This is a genomic window from Maricaulis alexandrii, assembly GCF_005871165.1.
GTDB lineage: Bacteria > Pseudomonadota > Alphaproteobacteria > Caulobacterales > Maricaulaceae > Maricaulis > Maricaulis alexandrii.
Genome location: NZ_SWKP01000006.1, coordinates 408,847 through 434,581 on the forward strand (window position 1 = coordinate 408,847; position 25,735 = coordinate 434,581).

Annotated in this window: 24 protein-coding genes and 1 tRNA gene; 12 read left to right on the top strand and 13 right to left on the bottom strand. The window is 62.2% G+C overall.

The genetic code is table 11. The features are described 5' to 3' along the window. Nucleotides 1–40: 40 nt before the first annotated feature. The gene (locus tag FCS99_RS08290) at nt 41–400 is read right to left on the bottom strand and encodes a hypothetical protein (RefSeq protein WP_138511612.1); all 360 of its coding nucleotides are present in this window, start codon (nt 398–400) and stop codon (nt 41–43) included. 303 nt (nt 401–703) lie between these two features. Between FCS99_RS08290 and FCS99_RS08295 the strand changes: the two genes are divergently transcribed. The 3 genes from FCS99_RS08295 (at nt 704) to FCS99_RS08305 (ending at nt 3,371) form a co-directional block, all read left to right on the top strand. Next, on the top strand, nt 704–1,138 hold the full coding sequence (locus FCS99_RS08295) for a hypothetical protein (protein ID WP_138511613.1): 435 nt from the start codon (nt 704–706) through the stop codon (nt 1,136–1,138). Nucleotides 1,139–1,271: 133 nt separating this feature from the next. After that, nucleotides 1,272–1,985, top strand: a complete 714-nt coding sequence (locus FCS99_RS08300; protein ID WP_138511614.1) for a hypothetical protein — start codon at nt 1,272–1,274, stop codon at nt 1,983–1,985. 801 nt (nt 1,986–2,786) lie between these two features. After that, nucleotides 2,787–3,371: a recombinase family protein gene (locus FCS99_RS08305; protein ID WP_138511615.1), complete on the top strand. Its 585-nt coding sequence runs from the start codon at nt 2,787–2,789 to the stop codon at nt 3,369–3,371. Nucleotides 3,372–3,374: 3 nt separating this feature from the next. On the opposite strand, the gene FCS99_RS08310 is transcribed toward FCS99_RS08305, so the two are convergent. After that, on the bottom strand, nt 3,375–3,896 hold the full coding sequence (locus FCS99_RS08310) for an antirestriction protein ArdA (RefSeq protein WP_138511616.1): 522 nt from the start codon (nt 3,894–3,896) through the stop codon (nt 3,375–3,377). Between the two features lie 455 nt (nt 3,897–4,351). On the opposite strand from FCS99_RS08310, the gene FCS99_RS08315 reads away from it, so the two are divergent. Together FCS99_RS08315 and FCS99_RS16400 are read left to right on the top strand one after the other, a co-directional pair. Then, nucleotides 4,352–4,636, top strand: a complete 285-nt coding sequence (locus FCS99_RS08315; protein WP_138511617.1) for a hypothetical protein — start codon at nt 4,352–4,354, stop codon at nt 4,634–4,636. Beyond that, the gene (locus FCS99_RS16400; RefSeq protein ID WP_138511751.1) at nt 4,633–6,192 is read left to right on the top strand and encodes a recombinase family protein; all 1,560 of its coding nucleotides are present in this window, start codon (nt 4,633–4,635) and stop codon (nt 6,190–6,192) included. Before FCS99_RS08315 ends, FCS99_RS16400 begins: the two co-directional genes overlap by 4 nt. Here FCS99_RS16400 and FCS99_RS08325 read toward each other — a convergent pair. After that, nucleotides 6,149–6,225 (bottom strand) — tRNA-Ile (locus FCS99_RS08325). The genes FCS99_RS16400 and FCS99_RS08325 overlap by 44 nt on opposite strands. Nucleotides 6,226–6,438: 213 nt before the next feature. Here FCS99_RS08325 and FCS99_RS08330 point away from each other — a divergent pair. Next, the gene (locus tag FCS99_RS08330; protein WP_171036292.1) at nt 6,439–7,152 is read left to right on the top strand and encodes an SIMPL domain-containing protein; all 714 of its coding nucleotides are present in this window, start codon (nt 6,439–6,441) and stop codon (nt 7,150–7,152) included. Here the strand turns inward: FCS99_RS08330 and FCS99_RS08335 are convergent. Together FCS99_RS08335 and panD are read right to left on the bottom strand one after the other, a co-directional pair. Next, entirely contained in the window at nt 7,149–7,334 is a 186-nt protein-coding gene (locus tag FCS99_RS08335) for a hypothetical protein (protein WP_138511619.1), read from the bottom strand. The two genes, FCS99_RS08330 and FCS99_RS08335, sit on opposite strands and share 4 nt — an antisense overlap. A gap of 76 nt (nt 7,335–7,410) precedes the next feature. Beyond that, nucleotides 7,411–7,776: an aspartate 1-decarboxylase gene (panD, locus tag FCS99_RS08340; RefSeq protein ID WP_138511620.1), complete on the bottom strand. Its 366-nt coding sequence runs from the start codon at nt 7,774–7,776 to the stop codon at nt 7,411–7,413. A 242-nt stretch (nt 7,777–8,018) separates the two neighbouring features. On the opposite strand from panD, the gene FCS99_RS08345 reads away from it, so the two are divergent. From FCS99_RS08345 to FCS99_RS08355, 3 genes are all read left to right on the top strand, one after another. After that, complete coding sequence (locus FCS99_RS08345; RefSeq protein ID WP_138511621.1) at nt 8,019–8,762, top strand: hypothetical protein; 744 nt, start codon at nt 8,019–8,021, stop codon at nt 8,760–8,762. Then, nucleotides 8,762–9,628, top strand: coding sequence for a M23 family metallopeptidase (locus tag FCS99_RS08350; RefSeq protein WP_138511622.1), 867 nt, complete (start codon nt 8,762–8,764; stop codon nt 9,626–9,628). Before FCS99_RS08345 ends, FCS99_RS08350 begins: the two co-directional genes overlap by 1 nt. 62 nt (nt 9,629–9,690) lie before the next feature. Continuing rightward, the gene (locus FCS99_RS08355; RefSeq protein ID WP_138511623.1) at nt 9,691–12,132 is read left to right on the top strand and encodes an ATP-binding protein; all 2,442 of its coding nucleotides are present in this window, start codon (nt 9,691–9,693) and stop codon (nt 12,130–12,132) included. Nucleotides 12,133–12,147: 15 nt separating this feature from the next. On the opposite strand, the gene FCS99_RS08360 is transcribed toward FCS99_RS08355, so the two are convergent. The 5 genes from FCS99_RS08360 to FCS99_RS08380 all read right to left on the bottom strand — a co-directional run bounded on the left by FCS99_RS08360 (nt 12,148) and on the right by FCS99_RS08380 (nt 19,257). Beyond that, nucleotides 12,148–12,570 carry a secondary thiamine-phosphate synthase enzyme YjbQ gene (locus tag FCS99_RS08360; RefSeq protein WP_138511624.1) on the bottom strand — a complete coding sequence of 141 codons (423 nt, stop codon included), beginning with the start codon at nt 12,568–12,570 and terminating at the stop codon, nt 12,148–12,150. Between the two features lie 94 nt (nt 12,571–12,664). Continuing rightward, entirely contained in the window at nt 12,665–14,779 is a 2,115-nt protein-coding gene (gene rpoD, locus FCS99_RS08365; RefSeq protein ID WP_138511625.1) for an RNA polymerase sigma factor RpoD, read from the bottom strand. A gap of 53 nt (nt 14,780–14,832) precedes the next feature. Continuing rightward, the gene (dnaG, locus tag FCS99_RS08370) at nt 14,833–16,674 is read right to left on the bottom strand and encodes a DNA primase (RefSeq protein ID WP_233352706.1); all 1,842 of its coding nucleotides are present in this window, start codon (nt 16,672–16,674) and stop codon (nt 14,833–14,835) included. Nucleotides 16,675–16,759: 85 nt separating this feature from the next. Continuing rightward, nucleotides 16,760–18,703, bottom strand: a complete 1,944-nt coding sequence (locus tag FCS99_RS08375) for a beta-propeller domain-containing protein (RefSeq protein WP_138511626.1) — start codon at nt 18,701–18,703, stop codon at nt 16,760–16,762. Between the two features lie 86 nt (nt 18,704–18,789). Further along, nucleotides 18,790–19,257: a GatB/YqeY domain-containing protein gene (locus FCS99_RS08380; RefSeq protein WP_138511627.1), complete on the bottom strand. Its 468-nt coding sequence runs from the start codon at nt 19,255–19,257 to the stop codon at nt 18,790–18,792. A gap of 369 nt (nt 19,258–19,626) precedes the next feature. Between FCS99_RS08380 and carA the strand changes: the two genes are divergently transcribed. Next, complete coding sequence (gene carA / locus FCS99_RS08385; RefSeq protein WP_138511628.1) at nt 19,627–20,799, top strand: glutamine-hydrolyzing carbamoyl-phosphate synthase small subunit; 1,173 nt, start codon at nt 19,627–19,629, stop codon at nt 20,797–20,799. 75 nt (nt 20,800–20,874) lie between these two features. Here the strand turns inward: carA and FCS99_RS16260 are convergent, their stop codons facing one another. After that, the gene (locus tag FCS99_RS16260) at nt 20,875–21,267 is read right to left on the bottom strand and encodes a superinfection immunity protein (protein WP_233352707.1); all 393 of its coding nucleotides are present in this window, start codon (nt 21,265–21,267) and stop codon (nt 20,875–20,877) included. A 242-nt stretch (nt 21,268–21,509) separates the two neighbouring features. Between FCS99_RS16260 and FCS99_RS08395 the strand changes: the two genes are divergently transcribed. Further along, entirely contained in the window at nt 21,510–23,018 is a 1,509-nt protein-coding gene (locus FCS99_RS08395) for a peptide ABC transporter substrate-binding protein (RefSeq protein ID WP_171036293.1), read from the top strand. Here FCS99_RS08395 and FCS99_RS08400 read toward each other — a convergent pair. Both FCS99_RS08400 and FCS99_RS08405 read right to left on the bottom strand, forming a co-directional pair. Next, the gene (locus FCS99_RS08400) at nt 22,993–23,184 is read right to left on the bottom strand and encodes a helix-turn-helix domain-containing protein (protein WP_138511754.1); all 192 of its coding nucleotides are present in this window, start codon (nt 23,182–23,184) and stop codon (nt 22,993–22,995) included. The genes FCS99_RS08395 and FCS99_RS08400 overlap by 26 nt on opposite strands. Nucleotides 23,185–23,231: 47 nt before the next feature. Beyond that, nucleotides 23,232–23,792 (bottom strand): DUF2975 domain-containing protein, encoded by a 561-nt coding sequence (locus FCS99_RS08405; protein WP_171036294.1) that lies wholly within the window; start codon nt 23,790–23,792, stop codon nt 23,232–23,234. Between the two features lie 358 nt (nt 23,793–24,150). On the opposite strand from FCS99_RS08405, the gene FCS99_RS08410 reads away from it, so the two are divergent. Further along, nucleotides 24,151–25,566, top strand: a complete 1,416-nt coding sequence (locus tag FCS99_RS08410; protein ID WP_138511631.1) for a metallophosphoesterase — start codon at nt 24,151–24,153, stop codon at nt 25,564–25,566. Nucleotides 25,567–25,735 lie beyond the last annotated feature (169 nt).

A 25,735-nucleotide genomic window follows, 5' to 3' on the forward strand; every position in this document is an offset into this window, starting at 1 on the left:
ACTTGTCGCAACCAAAAATTTCAGAAGGCGCGCGATCTAACTAGAGCTCATAGTCTACTGTGCAGGACGAAATTTGTTCGGCTTGCTTCGCGTCGCGATGCTCATTGCGCCCTGGCACTTTTAATTCTGACAACGGTTGCGCAGCCGCGCCCATCAACCATTGAGAAAAGCTTGGATAAGGGCCAGTGTTTTCAGGCTCCCAGCCGTCTCCATGCTGCTCATCGATAGCGCGGTCCAACATTTCATCGCTCACGCCATCAAAAAAGTTCATGGTGTCTTTATTGCTGCCGACCATTGGATTAGATTTCGCCCCTGCTTTTCCGCGCATAAAAGGTTTAATCGCGACCCCATATCGACGACGCAAATTAAACTCTGTGGCACTCGTTAAGCGGGTACGCATGGCGGTGATACGCTCTTGGTTACAAGATAACTATCAGTCAAGGCTTCGCAACTTCGTTTTGTACCTTGACACATATTAATCGCGCATGTTATCGCGCAGCGTCATTTTAATCACTTTTTGTTTCAATTTGTATCAGAAAATAAATTTTCGGGTTTTATCCCCAGAAAACTAGTCGCTTGTTGCGGATCTTTAGGACGAAGAGAAATGCGATTTGGCACCAACACGCTAAAATTGCTCACAAGATCCTCGGCACAAAAGATCGAAAACCTTTCACTGGGTAACCGTAACCGCCCAAAGTAATGTATGGCCCGCGTACCCATCACCGATGACATTCATGCAGAGCTTCTTCGGCTGAAGGAGCAATCGGGCATGGGGATGATGAAGCTGCTCGCTCGCTCCGGCCCTGTGCCCGAGGGCCTAGATTCCGCGATCATCAACACGTGGCTCAACCGCAAGACCAAGACGGCCCGCCGGGACCATCTCGACTACGTCCTCACCGCGTTGCGTGGTGTTGACCCCGTGATCCAGATCACGCCTGACATGCGGGATGCGTTGGAAGCTGAATTGATCCGCACCGGGTATGAGCCAGGGGCGCTGATCAACCGAATACGCCCTCACCCCGAAAAATTGTCCGCAGCGATGATTTCAAGGTGGCGATCCGGTCGTACCGTGTCCGCTCGAAAGAGCCTGTGGGATGCGGTGATCAGCGGCCTGAGCGCCATTCCAGACGCGCAATAAAATTACGTGGTATTTGATCTAAATTTAGCTCAAATGCTAGGCAAAATTAGCTTCTAAGTAATTGATTTCATATATCATATTTGCATGTACGGAGCAACAAGACTCCGACAAACAAAAACAGGGTGTGTGAGATATGTCCGTGGGATATTCGAGAGAATTCAATGACCAGGCGCGTCCGGGGTACAGCCCCGAGGCGGCGGACGCCGCCATGCGTCGGCAGCAGGATTCCGAGCAAATTCAAGATCAACAAGCGTTCCAGCGTCAGGTTTCCGGTGCTGCTGAAAACTCCGGTGAGATGACCCAGGGCGCCGGCGCCCGCCGTCAAATGACAGAAGATGCGGATCGCCAAGAGCGAGAGCGCAAGGATCAGGTAGACCGCCAGATTCTGCTAGCAAACCTAGAAGATCGATTGGAAGCGCAGTATGGCGAGCACTTCGCAGAAAACTTGTTCGCCGACTTGCTCGAAGAAGGCCTGATCGAGCAAGATGAGTACACGCGTATCATGGCCATCGCCGATGAAGATGAGAGGCGTATTGCCATCGCCGCAGCGATCCAGCGCGGAATAGATGAAGGCCGGATCAACCCCGATGACCTAGAAGGTCATCCATGGGCGCAGGGGTGGCTGAATGAGCACCGAGCGGCAGCGGCTGTCAGAAATGCTCAAGAGGCTGAGCTCAGAAATGGTCAACGCGCAATTCATGATGCGCGTGTAGACGCCCAAGAGGTTGCGAGCGAAGGAATTTCCTCAGCGGAGCAGGAGGTATTCGACACATCAATGGCGCGACAGGAAAATGAAAATCAGGTCAGTCAAAGCGCGGTTCCCGGGGGCGGCTTCTCCCCAGTCTAAACTATGGGCGGTTGGTATAGTCGTCGCCCCTCTCAGCAAGAAGCATGTTTCCCGTCCTAGCTTCCGCCGCTATGCCGTCGATAATGTCTGAACCATTATTATCCGGAGCATAAAAATCATCGATAATATAGGAAGGGCCAGAGCTCGGGTATGCAAGCCCCCGCACATGGAACCTGATTCCGGTTCCGCCCTCCACGAGAGTTCGATCCACGAAGCAGCGCGCTGGAACCCCCCGGTTTTCAAAGGATACTTCTAGGGCGCGAGCCAAGTCATCGACTCGGTCCTGAGGAAGGTCAACGCCAACGAAAATCGAAATCCCGACAACACCGGGGTTTTCTCGTGCGTGGCGGCCAGCGCTATAGCTCGCATTGCGCTCGTTGTTCGTTTCTGGATCAACGAATAGCTCCCCGCAGAACGCGCTTTCGCGGGCCTCACTTGGCCCTTCGGTGGCTCGCACGGGCGAAGTCGCCAGCCCTATGGCTGCCACTACTCCGCTAAATCCTGCTACTAATCTACTCACTCCACGCATGTCTAAAAAATTCACGTTATTAAATACGCGCGAACGATAACATTTATTGCGCAAATACGCAAGAAAATTGCAATTCAGATTCAATGTTCGCAATTCTAAAGCTTGCAAAAACGATCATTTCTGAAATAGTGATCGCATATGCTTTGTTCAATATTGAAAATGACGCTTTCTCAGGGCATTGTCGGAATGCGCCCAGCCGAGGGAGGCCGAATTGGCCGGATTTCAAAAACCATCGTTTTTGAAAGGCTTATGCCGCCACCGGAGGGCTTGCCATGCTGATCGGTCCAACAATCGAAGCGACTGGCCGAATGGTCGGCTATGCGCGGGTTTCCACGAAGACGCAGAAGCTCGACCTTCAAATGGATGCCCTGCGCCGTGCGGGGTGCGAGACGGTGTTTGATGATCCCGGTGTCTCCGGCGCGAAGGCCAAGCGGCCAGGCTTGGACATGGCGCTGGCCCATCTGCGAGCGGGCGATGTTCTGGTGATCTACAAGCTCGACCGCCTGGGGCGGTCTGTCGAGCATCTGGCCGCGTTGCTGCGAGAGTTTCACGAGCGCGGCATACATCTGTGTTCGCTCAGTGAGGGGATCAACACGCAGACGATTGGCGGCAAGCTGGTCTTTCATGTGTTCAGCGCGGTGGCTGAGTTCCAGCGTGATCTGATCCGTGAGAACACCCTGGCTGGACTGGAAGCGGCGGCGCAGCGCGGTAAGCGCCCTGGGCGGCCAAATCGGCTGAGCGCACAGCAGGTGCGCGAAGCCCGCCGCGCGATCCGCCATGAAGGCGTCAGCTATGCAGCCGCTGGCGGGCGCTTTGGGGTATCACCCGCCACGGTGTGGCGGGCTGTGGCCGGATAGGGATTAGTGAGCCCAAAAAATGTGGGTTTCTTCGAAGCCTGTGGAGAGCGTGAACACGTCACCAAGCGCCATATCCCGCCCCATGCGCTCGTAGTCGATGTAGGGCGCGATGGTGTCGGAGATGTCTTCGCTCTCCTCGATGAGGTCGCGGGCGAAGTCCTCCAGCGAGGGAAATGCACCGATATAGTGATCTTCAATTGAGCGGCGCGCATCCTGCAGATCGCCGCTCCAGTGCTCCAAGAGTTTGCCTGCAAGCAGGCCATGGCGAGCGATGAACGCGGCTTTCTCCGCCACGCTGTCAACGCCTTCATATTCGCTGATCGGCGCGCCTTCGAAGCCCTCATAGTCATGGATGGCCCATTCTTCGGCGTCGGGAATTGGTGACGCGGCCAGCATGTCCGCGATCTCAGATTGTATGGTGTCAGCGTCTTGCGTGGCGTCTACCCACCGGCCATGCAGTCGCCCGTTATTGTAGGCCGCCAGACAGGCCACATAGATACGGATTTCGGTGTTTTGCTCTCCCATCTGAAAACCTCCTTTGGATAAGGGTTGCGCATGCAGCCCTGCTTCCGGTCGAGGATGGGTGTGCAAACGGAGGGAGAAATCGACGGCGGGCGCAGGGCCATCGGCCCGAGCCTCGGGAGGCCGTCTATTTTTGCCGAAGTGCGCTGAGGGCAAAGCCCTAAGCTCTTGCATCAGGGATCGTCACCCGCATGGGCCAAGACCCGCACTGGCCGGGGCTTGGTGGCCGTAGGCCATAGAGCCCGCCCGGATGCCCAGATCATGCGATAGTATGCATTGCGCAAATTCTGGACGGATGGGGGAATTCGGTTTACCCAGAAACAAATCCCCAGAAGAGTATCTACAGCGCGCCGGGCATTCCTCCCGAGCGCGTATTTTTGTGCCTCTAGCCTCCCCATTGCCCGAGAAAGGACTTGTACGCCTGCGCCCTGCGCGGGCGAGCCAGAGATTGATTGCCCATGACCGATTATCGCTCCCACAGCCGCGACTACCTGATGAAAAAGGGTATGAGCCAAGCTGCGAGCGATGCGCTTTATGATCAGATCATCTCGGCCATGGAGCACTTCTTTGACTCCTGGCTCGGCGAGCATCCGGTGCAGCAAGCCCTTGGGGATAAGTCGCCAAAATCCGCCAGTGCGAGCGCATTTGCTGCGCCTGTTCTGGTAGGATGGAGTGATAGGGAACTTACCAATATTTTCGAGGAATGCGCTGCGCTTATTGCGGGCGCAAAGTGCAGCAAATGAGGACAGAAACCGCAGCAAAAAAGGCCGTGCTCTATGCGCGTGTCTCCACCACCAAGCAGAGCAAAGAAGGCCACGGCATTGCCAGCCAGATCACGAGGTGCCGCGAGTTTGCCGGCTATAAGGGTCTGGAAGTGGTCGAGACGTTCACCGACGAGAAGAGCGGTAGCCTGATCGACCGCCCCGGCATGAAGTCCATGCTGGATTATCTGCGGCGCAGGAAGAGCGGTGAATATGTCGTCGTGATCGATGATATCAGCCGACTGGCGCGCAGCATTTCCGCACATATCAGTCTGAGAACCGCGATTTCCAAGGTAGGGGCTGAACTGCTCTCTCCCTCAATCGAGTTTGGCGAAGATCCCGACTCCGTGCTGATCGAGAATGTGCTGGCCAGTATTTCGCAGCACCACGCACAAAAGAACGGTCAGACAGCGGTGAACCGCATGCGCGCCCGCCTGCTGAACGGCTATGCAGTTTTCCCTGCGCCTGTTGGCTATCGCTACGAGAAGAAGGATTTGCACGGCAAAATTCTTGTGCGCGATGAGCCTGCAGCATCAATTGTCCAGGAAGCCCTTGAAGGTTTCGCCTCTGGGCGGTTTGAGACCCAGGCTGAGGTCCAGCGCTTCCTTGCCTCGAAACCGCATTTCCCACTTACCAGGAATGCGCGTGTCAGTCCCCAACGCGTGACCGATATGCTGACCCGCGTGGCCTATGCTGGGTATATCGAACATCTCGATTGGGACGTTTCGTTGCGCCCTGGCCATCACGAAGGGCTGATCTCGCTGGAAACGTTTGAGGCTATTCAAGCGCGCCGCAATAGCAGGCCAAGGGCGCCGGTCCGCAAGAATATCAGCGAGGACTATCCATTGCGCGGGGCCGTCGATTGCGAGTGCGGCAAGCCGCTTAAGTCGGGCTGGTCACGTGGCCGGCACGGCAAGCGATATGCCTATTACGTCTGCCAGACGAAAGACTGTGCGCACTACGCCAAGTCGATCAAGAAGGCAGACATCGAGGGGGCGTTCCGCGACATCTTGAAAGGGCTCACGCCAACGCGTGAGCTTATGCCCGTGCTGTTCCTGGCGTTCTCCGAAATGTGGGAGAAGCGCACTGGCGGGATCGAGCAGCAACGTGCAGCGATGCGCAAAGAAGTGCAGCAACTGGAGCGTCAGGCCGAGAAGGCCGTCGACCTGCTCGTTGAGTCGGATGGTGAGTTTCTGACGAAGAACCTCGAAAAGCGTCTCCAGAAACTGGAGCGCTCGAAGGTCGTGCTTGAAGGAAAGATCAAAAGCTGCGGTCGCTCTCTACCCACCTTCGAGGAGGGCGCTCGAACCGCTATTCAGCACCTCGGAAATCCCTGTAATTTATGGGACTCTGAGCGGTTGGAGGACAAGCGATTAGCGGTGAAATTGGCGTTTTCGGAGCGCCCTCGCTACACCCGCGAAAAGGGCTTTCTTGAACCGGAATTATCGTTACCCATCAAACTATTAACCCGTATTGATGCCTCGGGAAGCAAGATGGTGGGCCCGGAGGGACTCGAACCCCCAACCAAGCGGTTATGAGCCGCCGGCTCTAACCAATTGAGCTACAGGCCCGCGCGGGTGGCGCGTGGGTTCAGGAATAGAAGCTGATGCGGCGCGCGCCAAGCCGCGATTGCACGCTTTCATGACATCGCGGCAATCATGGTGGCGATTGTCGGGCTTTCGCGTTCAGGATGCAGACAGGCGTCACATGTTCAGGTTAGGACATGTTCACCCGGTGCGATGACCGCACCGCCCTGCCCACAGCCCCTCACAAGGAGCGCACCCATGTTACGTACCCTGCTCGTTTCCACCGCCGCCCTGGCCAGTTTCGCCGCCCCGTCGGCCCTGGCCCAGAGCGAGGCCGCCCTGCCCTCGCTGAACCTGTCGGCCTCGGCCGAAGTACAGATGGCGCCGGACTATGCCTCGGTCAGCTCCGGCGTGGTCAGCCGCGCGGAGACCGCCCAGCAGGCGGTGCGCGAGAATGCCCGCACGATGGACGCCGTCTTCTCGGCCCTGCGTCGCGCCGGCGTGGAGCCTGCGGACATGCAGACATCCCAGCTCTCGGTCTCGCCGGTCTATGCGGAGAACCGCTCCAACAACCAGGTCCAGCGCGACATCATCGGCTATGAGGTCCGCAATACGGTCTCTGCCACGATCCGCGACACCCGCCAGGTCGGTCAGGTGATCGATGCGATGGTCAGTGCGGGCGCCAACAATATCAATTCCGTGAGTTTCGGCGCCGAAGACACGGCAGACGCGCTCAATGAGGCCCGCCGCACCGCGATTGCAAATCTGATGTCAAAGGCGGACCTCTTCGCCGAAGCGGCTGGTTTCGAATTATGCGGCATCCGCTCGATGAGCGAGAACAGTTATGCGCCGCAACCGGTCTATCGTGAACGTGCCTATGCCATGGGCGCGATGGACAGCGCGACCCCCGTCGCCGCCGGCGAGCTGACCCTCACCGCCACGGTCAATGCCAGCTTCTGCATCGACAGCTAGCGGCCGCCCTCCGTTTCGACCGAGACGCGCTCACCGGCGAATTCAAAGGTGACCGTCTCGGTCTGCTCGGCCTGCCACAGGGCAAAGCCCAGCACGCCGGTCAGGAGCACCAGTCCGGCAATCAATCCATAGAGAAAAGTAGGCGGGGCCGGTTTCGACCCCCATTTGCTGCGTCCACGCATGGCGCGTCCTCCGTTGCGGCCAACGGAGGGTTCAACGCATCAAACCAGTCATGGGTTCCGGTGATCAGCCCCGTGATCAGGCCGCTTGCGGCTTGGTTTTCACCTGGTTGTGCTCGTCGAGCAGGACCACGGTCGGCTCGTACTGCTCGGCTTCCACAGCGTCCATCTCGGCATAGGCCACCACGATGATGCGGTCGCCCGGCTGGGCCAGACGGGCCGCCGCGCCATTGATGCCGAAGGTGCGGCTGCCGCGCGGGGCTTCGATGGCATAGGTGGTGAAACGCTCGCCATTATTGATGTTCAGCACATCCACCTGCTCATAGGGCAGCATGCCGGCCGCATCGAGATAATCGCGGTCGATCGAGATCGAACCCTCATAGTGAAGGTCCGCCTGGGTGACGACGGCACGGTGGAGTTTGCACTTCATCATGGTGAGGCGCATTGCGCTTCTCCCGAACACTGGATTTTGCGGTGCACATAAGCTGATCAGCGCACAAATTCAACGGCGCGTGACTGAATAGTGCGCCAACGAGGATGCAGGATGCGGCCGAGCAGGTTGGCAAAGTCTGAAAATGCCGGCCCGGGCCCAACACGCGATTTCCGGGCTGGCCGGCCCGAATTTTCAACCCACATTCATGCACAGACCGAAAAACTGCGCTATACTGCTCGTGAGGGGGAATTTTCATGACCCGACGCATCCTGTGGCTGACGTCTGCCGCCGTCCTGTTGCTCGCGCCTGCGAACAGCGGGGCGCAGAGCGTTCCCACACAGCCGAACCAGGAGCCGGTGCCGACCCAGATCGACCCGACGCGCCTGAACACGGCCAATCTTCAGACCCTGCAGACCCGTCCGGTCCAGACCGCCACCCCCAGTGAACCGGTCGCCGTGACCGTCAACTGGAACCAGGCCCGGATCGACGCCCGCGAAGCGGCCGCAGCCAATACCCAGGCTTTTCGGCCGGAGGTTGGACTGTCGCGCCAGGTCCGGACGATCCCGGTGCCACGCAATCTCGATCCCGAACGCCTGGCCCAGACCGAGGTGCCGATCCTGGTGCCGACCCTGTCAGCGCTGGGTTTCAGCCGCGAACCGCTCACCATGATTTTCCCGCGCGGCGACTTCTACACCCTGTCCATCACCGGCGAGGGCGTGCTGGTCGAGGTCTTCTGCACGCGCCTGGCCCACGCCGAGCCGAACACGGCCCTGTCGGCCCGGCGGATCCGGGGCAATGGCCCGGAAGGCTACCGGACGGAACAGACCGAATACGGCCGCGAGGTTTCCTTCACCCGCTATGGCATCGCCTATTCGATCACCATTGAATGCGATGATCCGGAGGGCGATGCGCGATGCGCCTCGCCGCAATATGGCCGCGGCCTGATGGAGTCCCTGCAGATCCTGCCGGGAACCCGCGGATCCCTGGGAGGCCCGTGATGTCCCGTCCTGTCGAACTCACCCTCGCCGCCGCCGTGGCCGCCGCCGGCATCGCCGCCATGATCTGGTGGCCGCCGCTGGAGGACGCCGCCCCGCTTCCCGATGACAGCCCGGTGGAAGAACCGGTGGACGAACCGGTTGACGAACCCGTTGAAGAGCCCGTCGAGGATCCGGTCGACGAACCGGTCGAGGAACCCGCCGAGCCGCCGGCCGATCCGGTCGATGCCGCTGGCGACACCTTCTCCTACATGCCGCCGGGTGACCTTCTGCCCGACAGCGGCACCGGCCAGACGGAACAGATCAATTACGCCCCGTCCATGCGCTTCCCGATGGAAATGGGCCAGGCCTATGCCAATTCCCAGGTCTACATGCATGGGGGCTATCTCGGCCCGGGGGGCGGTCAATGCAATGACGCCAATTATTCCTATGCCTGGCGGGACAACTTCTGTGAGACACGCGGCTATTCCACACCGCTCTGCCCGGCCGGTACCGGCCATCAGGGCCAGGATATCCGCCCGGCCTCCTGCCAGGACGACACCCATTGGGCTGTCGCGGCCGAAGACGGCACCATCACCTCGATCGGGTCCTATTCGGTCCGCCTGATGACCGATGAAGGCGTACGCTACACCTATCTCCACCTGGACAAGGACACGCTCCTGGTCGAGGTCGGCGACGAGGTCGAGCGCGGCGACCGGCTCGGCTTTGTCTCCAACGAGTTCGGGGACAGCGCGACCACGATCCACCTGCATTTCGAGATCAAGATGGCAATGACCACGCCGGACGGTCTGCAGAACACGGTCGTGCCGCCCTATCTGGCCCTGGTCGACAGTTATGAGCGACTTCTGGACGGAGCCGAAACCGACTAGTCGCATAATGCGACGTTAACCGTGCATGGTCTATCTGGTCGAACCCGAGAGTTTGGCCAGACATGACGCGATTTCGACCCCTCTTCCCCCTGCTGGCCGGACTGGCCTGCTTGGCGGCGTTTTCGGCGCTGGCCTGGCAGATGCGGGCACAGGAACGCTATGCGGTCCAGGTTCATCTGGACGAGATCGCCACCAATATCCGTTTCAATCTCGCTGACCGGGTGGAAGACAATCTGTCCGCCTTCGAGCGCATGGCCAATCGCTGGATGCAATCGGGCGGGATGGATGAAGCGGCCTGGCGGCGGGATGCGGCGGCCTATGTTGCCGACCAGCCCGAATTGCAGGCCGTTCAATGGGCCAATACGGATTATCACCTGACCTGGATCGAACCACGCGAAGGCAATGAGCGCGTACTCGGCCTCGACATCCTGTTCGAACCCTATCGCGCGCAGGCCGTGATGGAAGCGGTCAATAACCGCCGCACCAATTCCAGTGCGACCATCAATCTGGTGCAAGGCGGAACCGGCATACTGGCCTATTTCCCGCTCTTCGTGGATGAGCGTTTCGACGGGCTTCTGGTGGGAGTCTTCAATGTCGGCACCCTGGTCGAAACCTCCGTGCCCACCGACTATTTTCGCTCGACAGCGCTTGTCGTGCGCGAGGCCGGCCAGGAAATCAGCACCCATGGCACGCCCGCCACGCGCTCCACGGTGTCGCAAAACTCCGTCGAACTGCCCGGCTCGGTCTGGACGCTGGATGTCTACCCGACCGAGGCCCTGTTTGCGGACGAGTATTCGCGTACGCCGCTCGCCATCTTCCTGATCGGGATTCTGGTTTCAGCCGGGCTGGGAGCGGCCCTCCACGCCCTGCGCATGGGGGATCTGCGTCAGGCCCGGCTCAGCGAGGAACGCGAAGAGGCGGTGGAAGCGCTGGAGCGCGGCCGCGAACGCATGGAACTGGCCGTGCGCGGCTCCGCTGCCGGCTTCTGGGACTGGAATGTCGAAACGGACGCCCTCTACCATTCCCCCCGCCTGGTCCAGCTGTTGGGCGGGCCGGAGGAATCGGTGACCTCCACTTCGGCCACATTCGCCGGCCGTCTCCATCCGGATGACCGGGCCCGCACAATGAAAGCCCTCCGCGCCCACCTGGCCAGCGGCGCCTCCTACAATCAGCGCGCCCGCATGCTGTGCGAGGATGGATCCTATCGCTGGTTCCACATTCGGGGTCTGGCCCAGCGGCGTCACGGCCGCGCCGTGCGCATGGCCGGCTCCATCACCGACATCACCGATCTGGTCGAAGCCCGCGAACAGGCCGATGCCGCCAACCGCGCCAAGTCGGAATTCCTGGCCAATATGAGCCATGAGATCCGCACGCCCATGAATGGCATTCTGGGCATGGCCCGGGTCCTGGCGGGCGCCGACCTGCCCGACGATGTCCGCAGCAAGCTGGATGTCATCACCCGCTCCGGTGACACGCTCATGCATTTGCTCGACGACATTCTCGATCTGTCCAAGATCGAGGCTGGCCAGGTGGATCTGGAACATGTCCCCTTCTCGCTGGAAACCATCGCGGAGCGGGTCCGGGCGCTGTATCGGGACATCGCCGAGCGCAAGGGGCTGGCCCTGATTGTCCGGATCGCGGACGGGACCGACCACAACCGGATCGGCGACCCGCTGCGCCTGTCTCAGATTGCCAACAATCTGGTCGCCAATGCCGTGAAGTTCACCGACACCGGCTCTGTGGAGCTGGACATCCGCGGGTCCGGCAAGGATGACGGGATTGTCCTGGAGGTACGCGATTCCGGCGTCGGCATGACCGAGGAACAGACCCAGGCCGTGTTCGGCAAATTCGTCCAGGCTGACAGTTCCACCACGCGCCGCTATGGCGGGTCCGGGCTGGGCCTGGCGATCTGCAAGGGCCTGGTCGAGCAGATGCACGGCGAGATCACGGTTGAAAGCACACCGGGCGAAGGCACGTGTTTCACCGTCCGCCTGCCGCTGTCACGACACCTTCACCAGATGGGAGAGGTCGAGGACGACGCGCCCGCACCGGAAATCGACGCGATCAAGCTGGACGGACATTCCCTGCGCGTGCTGGCCGCCGAAGACAATGAGATCAACCAGTTCGTCCTGCGCGCCTATCTCGCCCAGCTGGGGATCGAGGTGGACATGGTGTCCGATGGCCGCGCCGCCGTCGAAGCCTTCCGGACCAGCGACTACGACCTCGTTCTGCTGGATATCCAGATGCCGGTGATGAATGGTGAGGATGCCCTCACCGAGATCCGCCGCTTCGAACGAGAGCAGAACCGGGTTCCCAAGCCCGTCATCGCCCTGACCGCCAATGTCATGTCGGACCAGGTGGCGCGCTACACCCGTCTGGGCTTTGACGGCCATACGGAAAAACCGATCGATCCGGACAAGCTGGAAGGCAAGATCCGCCAGCTGGTCGAGGGCTATCGCGTGCGTCGCGAGGCCCGTCCCCTCAAGGAAAACCGCACCGGCTGACCCACCTGCCGCAGGCTAGCTGCCGAGGTGGAGAACAATCTCGCGCCGATGCGGCCGCTGCCGGTGCTCGAACAGGTAAAGCCCCTGCCAGGTGCCCAGCAGGAGCTTGCCATCCTCCACCGGTATCCCGATCGAGGTCTGCGTCAGCGCCGCCTTGATATGCGCCGGCATGTCATCCGGCCCCTCCGTGGTATGCCAGAGCCAATCCATCGACGGATGATCCGCATCCGGCACCAGCCGCGCAAAGAACTCATTGAGATCCCGCTTCACATCCGGATCCGCATTTTCCTGGATCGTCAGCGAGCAGGAGGTGTGCCGCACATAGGCTGTGAGGAGGCCGGCGCCTGGATTTAATTCGTGAACGAAGTTTTTTGCTTCGCGTGTGAACTCATAGAGGCCGGGGCCGGTGGTCTGGATGTGGAGGCGGTGGAGGGGCATGGGGGATTTGTGGAGTGGTTTGCGGTGTGGGCAAAGGCACAAAAAAGCCGGCCCGAAGGCCGGCTTTTCCGTAATTCAGCGCTGAAATCCCGGATCAATTATCCAGGAAGCTCCGCAGCTTGCGGCTGCGGCTCGGGTGTTTCAGCTTGCGCAGGGCTTTCGCCTCGATCTGGCGAATACGTTCGCGCGTGACCGAGAACTGCTGGCCGACTTCTTCCAGCGTGTGGTCGGTATTCATGCCGATGCCGAAGCGCATGCGCAGGACGCGTTCCTCACGCGGGGTCAGGCTGGCGAGAACCCGCGTTGTGGTTTCACGCAGATTGGCCTGGATGGCGGCATCGATCGGCAGGACGGCATTCTTGTCCTCGATGAAGTCGCCGAGATGGCTGTCTTCCTCATCGCCGATCGGCGTTTCCAGCGAGATCGGTTCCTTGGCGATCTTCATCACCTTGCGAACCTTTTCCAGCGGCATGGCGAGCTTTTCGGCCAGTTCTTCCGGGGTCGGCTCGCGGCCGATCTCGTGCAGCATCTGGCGGCTCGTGCGGACGATCTTGTTGATCGTCTCGATCATGTGCACCGGGATACGGATGGTGCGCGCCTGGTCGGCGATCGAGCGGGTGATCGCCTGGCGGATCCACCAGGTGGCATAGGTCGAGAATTTATAGCCGCGGCGGTATTCGAACTTATCGACGGCCTTCATCAGACCGATATTGCCCTCCTGGATGAGATCCAGGAATTGCAGGCCGCGATTGGTGTATTTCTTGGCGATGGAGATGACGAGACGCAGGTTTGCTTCGACCATTTCCTTCTTGGCCACGCGGGCCTCGCGCTCGCCCTTCTGCACGGTCCGCACGATGCGGCGCAGATCTTCGATCGGCACGCCGGCGCGCTGGGTCAGGTCGGCGAGATCATCGCGGATCTTGCCCGCATCCACGGCCTCCCGCTCGATGAAACGGTCCCAGGCCTTGGACGTGCCGGCCATGCCGGACGGCCAGTCGGGGCTCAGCTCATTGCCGAAATAGCTGTCCATGAATTGCGCGCGCGGCACACCATGGGCATCGGCCATGCGCAGAAGCTTGCCTTCCAGCGACATGCGTTCCTTGTTGATCGCATAGAGCTGTTCGACCAGGGCCTCGATACGCGCATTGTTGAGGTGCATCGTATTGAGCTGCGTCACGATGGAGTTCTGCAGACCCTCATACTTTTCACGCGACTGCTTGGTCAGGTCCTTGCCCTCGATACGGGCGGCAACCAGCTTGTCCTGCAGTTTGCGGAAGGCGGCGAAATCCGTGGCGATGCTGTCCAGCGTCTCCATCACGCCATCACGGAGTTCAGCCTCCATGGCGGACAGGGAGAGCGAGGCGCCGTCATCATCATCGTCGTCCTCGTCACCATCGCCGTCAGAGCCCTCGGACTCCTCGTCATCGCCGTCCTCATCCTCATCGGACTTGGACTTGGCGGACTTGTCGTCATCCTCATCATCGGACTTGGGGGTCTTGGCTTCGGTGCCGGCAGTGTCGCCGGCGCCCTCGCCGTCCTCACCCTCTTCACCATCCTCGGCCGCCTCGGCCTGCTGGCCGCCATAGGTGGCGTCCAGGTCGATGATGTCGCGCAGAAGGACCTGGCCTTCCTGCAGCTCATCGCGCCAGACCATGATGGCTTCGAAGGTCAGCGGGCTCTCGCAGAGGCCGCGGATCATCGCATTGCGGCCGGCCTCGATGCGTTTCGCGATGGCGATCTCGCCTTCGCGGGAGAGCAGTTCCACCGAACCCATTTCGCGCAGATACATGCGCACCGGGTCATCGGTGCGGTCCGCGGAGGACCCGGTATTCTGTCCGACGACGGCGGTCTTGCCGCTGGCCGCAACAGCCCGGCTGTCGCTTTCCTCGTCATCTTCGCTGTCATCGTCATCATCGCCGGAGCTGGACGACGACGCCTTCTTGCCCGTCTCGGCGGTGTCATTCTCGTCGTCGACATCGGTTTCGCTGTCGACGACATTGATGCCCATTTCCGACAATTGGGCGAGCACGTCCTCGATCTGCTCGGAGGAGAATTCCTCGCTCGGCAGAACGGCGTTCAGCTCGTCATGGGTGACATAGCCGCGCTTCTTGGCGGCTTTCACCATGTTCTTGACCGACTGGTCCGTCAGGTCCAGCAGCGGACCGTCCTGGTTTTCCGATGCGTCGTTGGCTTCGGCGCTTTTGCTCATGTACTCGTTCCTTGTCGCGCTGCCCTTTAGCGCAATGGGAATTTAAATCCGTATCAGGACGGCTCGGACCGCGATGTCTCGCGCAACCGGATCTCCACCAGTCGTCTCACGCTTTCCGAATCTGCCCTGTCAATTTCTTCGTCCAGCCGGGCGCGCACTTCATCGCGCCGGCGCTGTGCCTCACTTCGTTCCATATAGGCAGAAGCGAGCCGCATCCAAGACTCCGCACGCGTCCGTGCCGATACATCCTGGCCGCCCAAAACTGCCCGCATGGGTCCCCGTTCCCCGTCCAAACGCTTCAATATTGCCGCAAAACCGGCTTCGGCCAAGAGGGCCCGTAGCGTGTCCGGGTGCACAGACTGCCCAGAAGAGCAGGCGTCTAAAACGGCGTCCCGCAGACTGTCAAGCGAACCGAAGGGCAAAAGCGCCAGCGTTTCGACCTGATCCTGGGCGATTTCGGGATAATCGATCGCCGCCAGAAGCAGAATTCGCGCGTCCGCCGCGCCCGGCGCCGGCCGGGCTGCGCGCTTGAGATCCGGGCTGGCACCCAGTCTGGGCAGGCGTCCCGCCCCCTTGCGATTATAGGTCGAGCGCGGCCGGGCGCCGAACAGGGCCTCCATGCGCGTATCGAATTCGCGCCGGTACTCATCCTTTATGTCTGCATCTGCAATTTGTGCGACCAGGGCGCGGAGACGACGCCGGAAACCGGCGCGGCGGTCCGGATCGTCCAGCGGCTCCACCCCCACTTCGCGCTCCCAGAGCATGTCCGCCAGGGAGCGGGTCTCCGAAAGCACGGCGCGCAGCGTATTGGCACCATCCTCGCGCAGAATGTCGTCGGGGTCCTTGCCTTCCGGCATGAAGGCGAAACGCAGCGTCTTGCCCGGCTGCAGCAGGGGCAGCGCCCGGTCGGCCGCCTTGAAGGCGGCATTGCGGCCGGCATTGTCGCCATCCAGGCACATGACCGGCTCGCCCCCGGCGCGCCAGAGCAATTGCAATTGTTCTTCCGTGATCGCCGTCCCCAGCGGGGCCACGCCATGCTCCAGCCCGGCCCGGGCCAGGGCGATCACATCGAGATAGCCCTCCGCCACGATCAGGCCGCGAATGGACTGTTTGGGATCACTGGCCGCCCGCCGGGCCTCCGGGAAACGGTAGAGGACCGAGCCCTTGTGGAAGATCGGCGTTTCCGGCGAGTTGAGATATTTCGCCCGCGCTTCCTTGGACAGGGCCCGCCCGCCAAAGGCGACCAGCCGTCCGCGCGGGTCATGGATGGGGAACATGATCCGGTCGCGGAAACGGTCATAGGGCGATCCATTGTCCGGCTGGATCAGCAGGCCGCACTCGACCAGATCGCCCACCGGGGCCCCGGCCGTGACCAGCTCGTCCTTCAGCCCGGTCCGGCTGCCCGGCGCAAAGCCGATGCCGAAGCGCTTGCAATCCTCGCCCGTGAGGCCCCGGCTGCGCAGATACTGGCGCGCCGGCTCGCCCTGGGGGCCGAACAGGGAGCGCATGAAATGCGCCTGGGCAGCCTCCATCCATTCCACGAGGGATTTGCGGTGAACCTGCTTCTCGGCCGCCTTCGGGTCGGGCTCCGGCAGGCGCAGCCCCGCCTCCCCGGCCAGACGCTCGGCGGCCTCCATGAAGGACAGGCCTTCCATCTCCTCCAGCCAGGTGAAGATGTCACCATGCTTGCCCGAGGCGAAGCAGTGATAGAAACGCTTCTCGTCATTGACGAAGAAGGAGGGCGTGCGCTCCTTCTTGAAGGGCGAGAGGCCGGCGAATTCGCGCCCCTGGCGCTTGAGTTGCACCGTGCGGCCGATCAGGTCCGACGGACGGATCCGTGCCTTGATCTCTTCGATGAAATCATCATTCAGCCGCATGGAACGCGTCGAGCCCACTCATTTCCTGTTGAACCCGACATGATGCACCGGAAACGCCGCCGGGTCGATTTAATCCGACAGGCCGGTTTCAGCCGGCCCGGCCTCAAGGACCGGGCGCGGCAACGGCTGGCACGCTGGGCAAGGGCGGCGGCGTGAAATCGACCCGGCCGATCTCCTCGATCCGCTTGTCGCCAGCCTCCCCCTCGACCAGCTCATAGCCCAGAAGGGCGAAGATCCGGTCGCGCAGGAAGATCGGGCGCGCATTGCCATACCAGTCCGTACAGGACACCAAACAGCCATCGCGGGAGCCGCTGCGAGTCAGGCGTGACTGCAGACGCCCGAAGCGCTCCAGCGCCCCCTCAGTCCGCCGCAGGAAGACCATGTCGGCGCCTGCCTGATACCCGCCGCCCCGGAACATCACCGGCAGGCCCAGCAGCCCCTCGCGCAAATCCGCTGACTCCGGGTCGGGGCGGTAGAAAAAGGCCTGGCTGCGGCTTTCCGATTCCGAGAGGCCCTCCAGCGTGACCTGGCTGTGCAGGCGGGGCGCCTCGCCGGACAGATCGATCGTGGAGAACACCAGGCCCTCATCCTGGCTGACGGCGACGGCATCACGGCCCATCACCTCGATCCGGCTGATCCGCCCGCCCAGTTCGAACTGGGCCGACGCGCCCCCATCCAGGGGCACGGCCGTGAGGGTCCCCTCGGCATCATCCACCGACAGGAAGAGCCAGTCGCCAACATAGCGATTGTGATCCACGCCCCGTGTGCCGACTTCAGGCAAGGGGCGGTAATCCGCCTCAAGCGCCGCATCCGAGCCGGAGCCGAAGCGTTCCAGGGGCATTTGCAGCAGGGCCGGCTGGCCGGCCGTGAATTCCGGGGACCACATCCAGTCCCCGCCGCCGGACGGCGCGACCAGGACATTCAGCCGTTCAGCCTCTTCGTGGAAGGAGAACTGGTCGACCGGCATGCCGCGCACCTGGGCCGCGGTCGGCGCACGGCCGTCCAGCGGCATGCGGTAGACCATGTTGCGGCCCGTCGAGCGCCAGCGCTCGCCCACCCAGACATAAACCGCCTCGCGGGCGACATAGAAGGTGCGCCCGGACGGCCCCATCACCACGCTGGCGGAACAGTCGAAACCGCCCTCCGCCAGATCGCAGCGTGTCACCGTGTGCAGCGCATCGGCCGCATCAAACCCCTCATCCTTCACGGACTGGGGCAGATAGACATCATTGATGGTGGCCAGGGGCTGGAAGTCCAGATCGGCGCTTTCCCCGTCCCAGACGGCCATGCCCGGCAGAAGATCCAGCGGCGAGTTGGCGCGCCAGTCATAGGCGGACAGCGGCGAATAGAAGACCAGCGTCTCGCCGATCAGGCGAGAGGCATAATTGCGGCTGGAATAGTAATCCTCCGACCGCAGATAATGCGTGTCGACATAGCCCAGCTCGCCCGCATCCGAAATTTCGAACCGGCTGATCTCCGTGGCGTCGAATTGGTAGTTGAACCCGATCACGATGATCGTGCTGCCCTCGATCAGCATCTCGTCATACCAGCCGTTCGGGTCCTCGATGCCCGGCGGGAAGACATTGATCCGGTCCACGGCCTCGATCGCCCCATCGGCGGTCGACAGCGTGAACAGACGGCCGCGCCGCAGGACGATCAGGTAATCGCCGGCATTCTTTACGATACCGCCCTCGTCCACACCGACGACCTGGGTATTGGTGATGCTCTCATTGTCCGAGGTCGGAATGCGCGAGCCCGTAACCACGACCAGCTCTTCGGCCGCTGCCGGGGCGGTGCCCGAAGGCGGCGGAGGCGGAGGCGGTGGAGGCGGCGGGGGCGCCGACCCGTAGACCGGCTGCGGCTCATAGGCCGCGTCCGCATCCGTGGCCCCCTCACCTTCCATGAAGGCGATGAAGTCGTCTTCGGAGTCGAAACCGGCCAGCCCGTCTGATGGCCCCAGCGTGCTGCAGGCAGACAGGAGAAGCCCGCCCCCACTGACCATTGCCAGGGTCAGCCACCGCGTCCGTTTGCGAATCCGATCCACCATTCTCTCCCCCTTTTGTCGTGCAACAAGAGGAACAGAGCGACCGGCGCCCGGCAAGCGGGATTCGAGATTTTTCCGGGACTTGGCGGTTAGGCAGCGCCCGCCAGCAGGTGTTTCACCTTGGCTCCGGCCTGGCCGAAATCCATCCGGCCGGCATAGCGGGTTTTCAGCTCACCCATGACCCGGCCCATATCCTTCAGGCCCGACGCATCCAGCTCGGTCACCACGGTTTCCGCGGCTTCGGCGATCTCGGCGGCGTCCATCGGCTTGGGCAGGAATTCCCGCACGACATCGGCTTCCGCCCGTTCCGCTTCCGCAAGATCAAGACGACCGGCCTTCTCATAGGTCACAGCGCTTTCCTCGCGCTGCTTCACCAGCTTTTGCAGGATGGCCATGATCTCGGTTTCTTCGCATCCGGTGCAGCGATCTTCGGCGCGCGCCGCAATGTCCCGATCCTTGATGGCGGCGGACACGAGACGCAGCGTCGAAAGACGCGCTTTCTCGCCGGCCTTCATGGCGGATTTCATTTCCCCGGTGATCTGTTCACGAAGAGACATGACTTGATTGATCCATTCTGGCCGCCCTCTGGCAAGCCGTTCGATAGTTTTCGGTGTGCAGAACTTGTCTTTCGCGCGATTTCTTCAGCGCTTGGGTTTCGAGCGTCTTAAGCAGCGTTCCTGACATCGGCTCCGGCACGCAAACCGTGCCCCCGAAACGAGGGCCGGGGAAATAGAAGCATGTCAAACAAGAATCAAGTGCTAATCATGGTTCCGTCACAAAGCGTGATGGAAAAGCGGACATGCATTCCTGCAGGGATTGACCGCGCCGCACTTAGGGACTAGCGAAGCGCCCGTTTACCCGGACGGAGCCGGACGCCGATTCTGATCGCGCGCCGCCCGTCTCCCCGACAGGCTCTGGAGACCGCCATGACGCAAGACACCCCGACCCAAGCGACCGGTGCCATCGCACTCGCGAGCGGTGAGGTTCTTTTCGGCTACGGCGCTGGCGCCACGGGCACGGCTGTCGGGGAAATCTGCTTCAACACGGCGATGACCGGCCATCAGGAAGTCCTGGCCGACCCGTCCTATGCCGGCCAGGTTGTCTGCTTCACCTTCCCGCATGTCGGCAATGTCGGCGCCAATGCCGAGGACGAGGAAGCCGCCTCCGAACCGGCCCGCAAGGCGGCCGTCGGCATGGTCTCCCGCGCCACGATCACCCCGCCGGCCAATTGGCGCGCCGAGGTCAGCTTTGACGAATGGCTGCGCACGCGCGGCATTGTCGCCCTGACGGGCGTCGACACGCGCGCCCTCACCCGCCGCATCCGCGAGAAGGGCATGGTCATGTGCGCCATCGCCCACGACCCGAACGGGAATATCGACGTGGAAGCCCTCAAGGCCGCGGCCGCCGGTGCGCCGACCATGGAAGGCCGCGAACTGGCCGCCGACGTCACCCGCACCGAAAACACCGACTGGAATGAAGGCAACTGGACGCTGGGCGAAGGCTATGCCGAAGGCCCGCAAGACGGTCCGCGCGTCGTCGTGCTGGACTATGGGGTGAAAGCCAACATCCTGCGCCTCCTCGTCGGGGCCGGCGCCCGTGTTGCGGTGCTGCCGGGCAAGGCGAGCTTTGAGGACATCAAGGCGCTCAATCCGGACGGCGTGGTCTTCTCCAACGGACCGGGCGACCCGGCTGAGACCGGCAAATACGCTTTGCCGACGATCAAATCCGTCATCGAGGCTGGCATCCCGACCCTGGGCATCTGCCTGGGTCACCAGATGCTCGCCCTCGCCATCGGCGCCAAGACCGCCAAAATGCCCCAGGGCCATCACGGCGCCAACCACCCGGTGAAGAACCACGAGACCGGCCAGGTCGAGATCGTCTCCATGAATCACGGTTTCGCCGTCGACGGGTCCAGCTTGCCGGCCAATGCCGTGGAGACCCATGTCTCCCTGTTCGACGGCTCCAATTCCGGCTTCAAACTGACCGACAAGCCCGTCTGGGCCGTCCAGCACCACCCCGAAGCCTCCCCCGGCCCGCAAGACAGTTTCGGCGTCTTCGACCGGTTCGTGGGCGAGCTGAAGGGCAAGGTGGAGGCATAGGCGCTCTCCCGAATGCAGACATAAAAAAGGCCCGGTCAGTCCGGGCCTTTTTCGTCTGTGTCCGACGGTCAAAGACTAGCCCAGCAAGGCAGCCTTCTTTGCTTGGAATTCCTCTTCGGTGAGGATGCCCTTGTCACGCAGGTCCGCCAGCTTGGCCAGTTCGTCCGCCATGCTGCCAGCGGCCTGGTTGATCACAACCGGCTCGCTCGGCTTGGGATTGGTCAGGGACCAGACCAGCGCTGCCACCCAGCCCAGCAGGGACCAGCCCAGGAACAGGTTCAGCGCAAAAATAGCCGGCAGCGCCTTGTGCCGACGCCCCAGCGCCAGGAAGGTCGGCAGAAGATAGGACATGACCAGGACCGGCAGGATGAAAATGATTTCCACCGGTGCGCCCTCATTGACGGCCCAGACCAGCGCCAGCACCACAAGGAACAGAATGCCCAGGACCAAGCGCAGGCGGAATGACATTCCTCCCGTCGTCCAGAAATTTTTCTTGGTGTCGGTTTCCGACATGTTGAACTCGCCCTCCAACTCCCTCGTCCCCCAAAGACGAGACAAAGCCCTCGCGGGCTGCAAATATCCCCATAAAAGTCCGGATTACAAGAATTTATCCGTATCTTTTAATGCGAGACCCTCATCTGTGCCGGCCCCGACAAGGTCCCGATCGATCTGCGCTTCATTCCCCGTGCAAATCATCGCACTGTCCAAGCATGCTCTCGCGCCGCGCCCTTCTTGTCGCCTCATCCGCCACGGCCCTCGCGGCCTGCGGCCGCTCCGGCCCACCGGCGGATCTCTTCCGGGTCGCCCTGTCCGGCCTGCCCGACAGTCTCGATCCGGCCCGCGGCGAGTTCGCGGCTGCCGCGCTGGTCTACAAGCAGATCCATGCCGGGCTGACCGAGTACGGGCCGGATGGCGGGCTCGCACCGGGGCTGGCGGAAAGCTGGGACGTCTCGGAAGACGGGCTGAGCTGGACATTCCGCCTGCGTGAGGGCCTGGTCTGGTCGGACGGGCATGCGCTCACCGCTGAAGACGTGGCCTGGTCGGCACGGCGCATTGTCGACCCGGCTGAGAGCTTTGCCATTCTGGGTGATTTCTACGCCGTCGCGAATGCGCGCGCCGTGCATCGCGGCGAGCTACCCCCCAGCGCACTGGGCGTGGAGGCGCCCGACGACCGCACGGTGATCTTCCGTCTCGACACGCCACTGGGCCTCTTCCCGATCCTGATGCGCGAATTCCACCCCTTCCCGCGCCATGTCATCGACCGGGTGGGCCTGGACTGGGTCCGGCCCGAACACATCGTCACCGCAGGCGCCTATCTGATGCACGAGGAAAGCCAGCTTCATCTCCGCCTGCAGAAGAATCCGCGCTTTTACGACGCCGGCCAGGTTGCCATTCCGGCCATCCGCATCGATGCCGTGCGCGATGACTCGACACGGACCCGCATGTTCCGTGCCGGGGATTTCGACCTCGCGGAGAACCCGCCCGCCAACCAGATCGGCTTCCTGCGCGAACGTCTGGGGCCGCGTTTCCAGAGTTTTGACGCGCCGATCCTGCGCTATCTCAAACCCAATCATGCCCGGCCCGAGCTGGCCGATCCGGCCGTGCGCAAGGCGCTCTCGGAAGCGATTGACCGGGATTTCCTCAATACCAGCTTCTTCAACGGCACGGCCTCCCCCACGCATTCCGTTCTGCGCGGTACCCAGTGGCCGCCCTCGCGGCTCAATCCGCCGGTCCGGATCAACCGCCCGCTGGAAATCCGCACCACGACCGGCGTGAATGAACAGATCGCGATTGCCATCGCCGATGACTGGAACCGGATCGGCGTGGAGACCGAACTCCTCGTCTCCTATCCCACCGATCTCTATCAGGCCGTCGATGCCGGAGATTTCGACATTGCGATTGCCAGCTACAACCGGGGCCTGAAAGCGGATCCCTTCTTCATGCTCGACCCCTTCGCACCGGGCGGTTTCGCCGACAATTTCGGCTTCTCCGATGCGGACTATGCCCGCCTGATGCAGACCGCCCGCGAGGAGAGCGATCCGGCGACCCGCGGGGACGCCTATCGTGCCGCCGAGCACCGCCTGCTCGACCTGCAGGCCGTCATCCCCCTCCTCCATGACCGCGCCCACTGGCTGGTCGGGGAGCGACTGGGCGGTACGCGCTCTGACGTACAGCCCATGTTGTGGCGGGATCTCAGTCTTTCGGCTCCACCCGCCTGAACTCGAACAGCTCGCCCGGCTGGCAGTCGAGCACGTCGCACAGGGCGATCAGGGTGGAGAAACGCACGCCCTTGATCTTGCCGGTCTTGATCATGGACAGGGCCTGTTCGCTGACCCCGATGCGCTCGGCCAGGTCCTTGGAGCGGATTTTCCGCCGCGCCAGCATCACGTCCAGATGGACGATGATCTCACCGGCCGGATGCTGTTCTTCGCTCACAAGATATACTCCAGCTCCTCATGCCGCTTGCGGCCCTCGGCCAGGATGTGCGCGACCAGGAAGAAGAGCATCGCCAGCCCGATCGCCTGGAAATGCTGGCTGCCCAGGCTGATTTCAACCGCATTGGGCACATTGGGGTTTGCGACCGAGAGATAGACGCCGAGCAGGGTATGGGCGAAGGGTGCCCAGATCGCATTCACCAGGCTGGCCAAGGCAAACTGGCGGAAACCGCCGACCGCCTCGGCGGTGAAATAACCGCCCGCCGCGCAGGACCGGAACAGGGCGCGCAGGCCGAACAGGCCGTAGAGCGTGACCGCCAGCGCGATGCTGGAGATCCCCGCCGCCCCGATCCGCAGCGGCCAGATGAACCAGTCCAGCCCGCCTCCGCCGAGACCGTTGGCCGGAACGGGGTAGCCCCGGTCCAGCAGGCCGAACAGGCTGGGCACGAACCAGACACCCCAGCTGATCAGCGGCAGGACCAGCATCAACCCGCCCGTGGCGAGAAACAGGAAGCGGCTCAGCCCGCGGATGCGGGTATCGGAGGGAAGATCGGTCACGTGCCAGCTCATGAATTAAAGTTAAACTTGAATTTATAAGCATATTAGTTGAAGAACTATCCACCGGCAATCAGGCACACACACCGTGTTTTTCATCACCCCCAGCCGTCGCGGATCGTGTGGTCCGCTCTGGCCAGGCCCGCATCCTCACACAATGCGTCTGGCGGAAGAGACAGCCTGATTGCCGGCCCCTGATTGGACAACCCGCGCCCGGGCGGTCCGGCCCCGGGAATGATTGATCCGGACCGCCTGAAGTTGTATCAAGCGACCTGACAACGGCTGACCGGCCGGTGAACCCCCGACACGACGCCCGTTCCGGCCGGGGCCCCGCATCCAGGACCGGGCACAGGGGGACATCATGATCAATCCACGCAAAAGCCCGGCCTGCCGGGCCATCCTGGCGCTCGGCGCCCTGGCCCTGACGGCCTGCAGCGAGCCGGAGGTCATCACCCTCGGCATGACGGAAAGCGAAACCGTCACCGTGGCCGAAGAGGGTGTGACCGAGACCATGACGGCCACAGAGCCGGAAGTCCTCGCCGATAGTCCAGCCGCGTCCGGAGGATCCTTCCTGGCCCTGTCCGATGTGCATTTCCGGCCGGACAACATGCCCTGCCACAGCAGTGAGCATCATTGCGAAACGCCGCCGGCTTTCTGGACGGCGACACAGGGTTTTGTTCAGGGCGTGGTGGCCAGCGAGACTCCCGATTTCATCATCTATCTCGGCGACATGCCCACGCACGACCCGGTGGCAACCGGTCCGCGCGGCGACATCTTTGCCAGTGTGTTGAACGGCCTGTCCGGTCTGGCCGGCGCCACGGACATTCCGGTCCTCTACCTGCCGGGCAATAACGACACGCTGGGACACAATCCGGGCTATAACAACGACTACTGCCCCTTCGACGCGACCGGGCATACCGTGCTGGACTATGCCAGCGATCCGTCGGCCTGGCCGGTCGTCAACGGGGCCTCGGACGTGCTGGACGCCTCGCACCTGTCCAACGGGTATTACGCGGCCCGCCTGACGGTTGGCTCGACCGGCAGCCCGCTGCGCGTCCTGGCGCTGAACACGAATATCTACACCGCCCATTACGGGCTGTGCAGCGATCAGGCCGCCGCCGACGGTTCGGACCAGCTGGACTGGCTGGCCGGGCAATTGGCGGACGCGGCGTCTGCCTCGGAACCGGTCCTGCTGGCCATGCACGTGCCCCCGGGCCTCGACGGATATCAGGGCCACCGGACCTCACCCGGCACGATGTGGGATGACAGCCTGGCCTATCAGGGCAGCAACCCCGCCCATGCCGGACGCTGGATGCAGGATGTCATGCTGGACCTGATCGCCGCGCACAGCGACACGATCACCAATGTCATCGCCGGCCATACCCATCTCAACGGCATCCGCCGCCTGCACACTTGCGAGGCAACGCCCTCCATGTCCGAACTCCTGGTCTCCATTCCCGGCATCAGCGCGGATCACGGCAATCGCCCCGCTTTCAAGCTGTTCCAGCTCGATGGTGCGACGGAGCCGGTGGCGGTGACCACCTATAATGCCGCCTATTCAGGTGGTTACGACTGGTCGGACGGCGCATCGTTCGACTTCAGCGCCAACTACCCCAATACCGCGCCATCCGGCGCCACCCTGGCCGCCCAGATCGAGAGCCTGGACACGGATGCGGTTTTCACGGGCATGCTGCGCTATCTCAACGCCCATGACCAAAGCCCGCCGCCCGCGCCCGGTTTCTTCCGCCAAGCCCTCGATGTGACCTGCCGCAACTAGTCGGGTCCGCTCCGTGAATTCCGCCCGGTCATTTCACATGACCGGGCCGTTTTCCCTGTGAAATCAGACAGTTTCCGGATTGCGCACGAAAAGGCGCAGTTTCCCCCTTACCTTCCCGCCGATTCCGCGATAGGTACCCGCTTCAGCACCAAAACAGAGCCACCTGCAC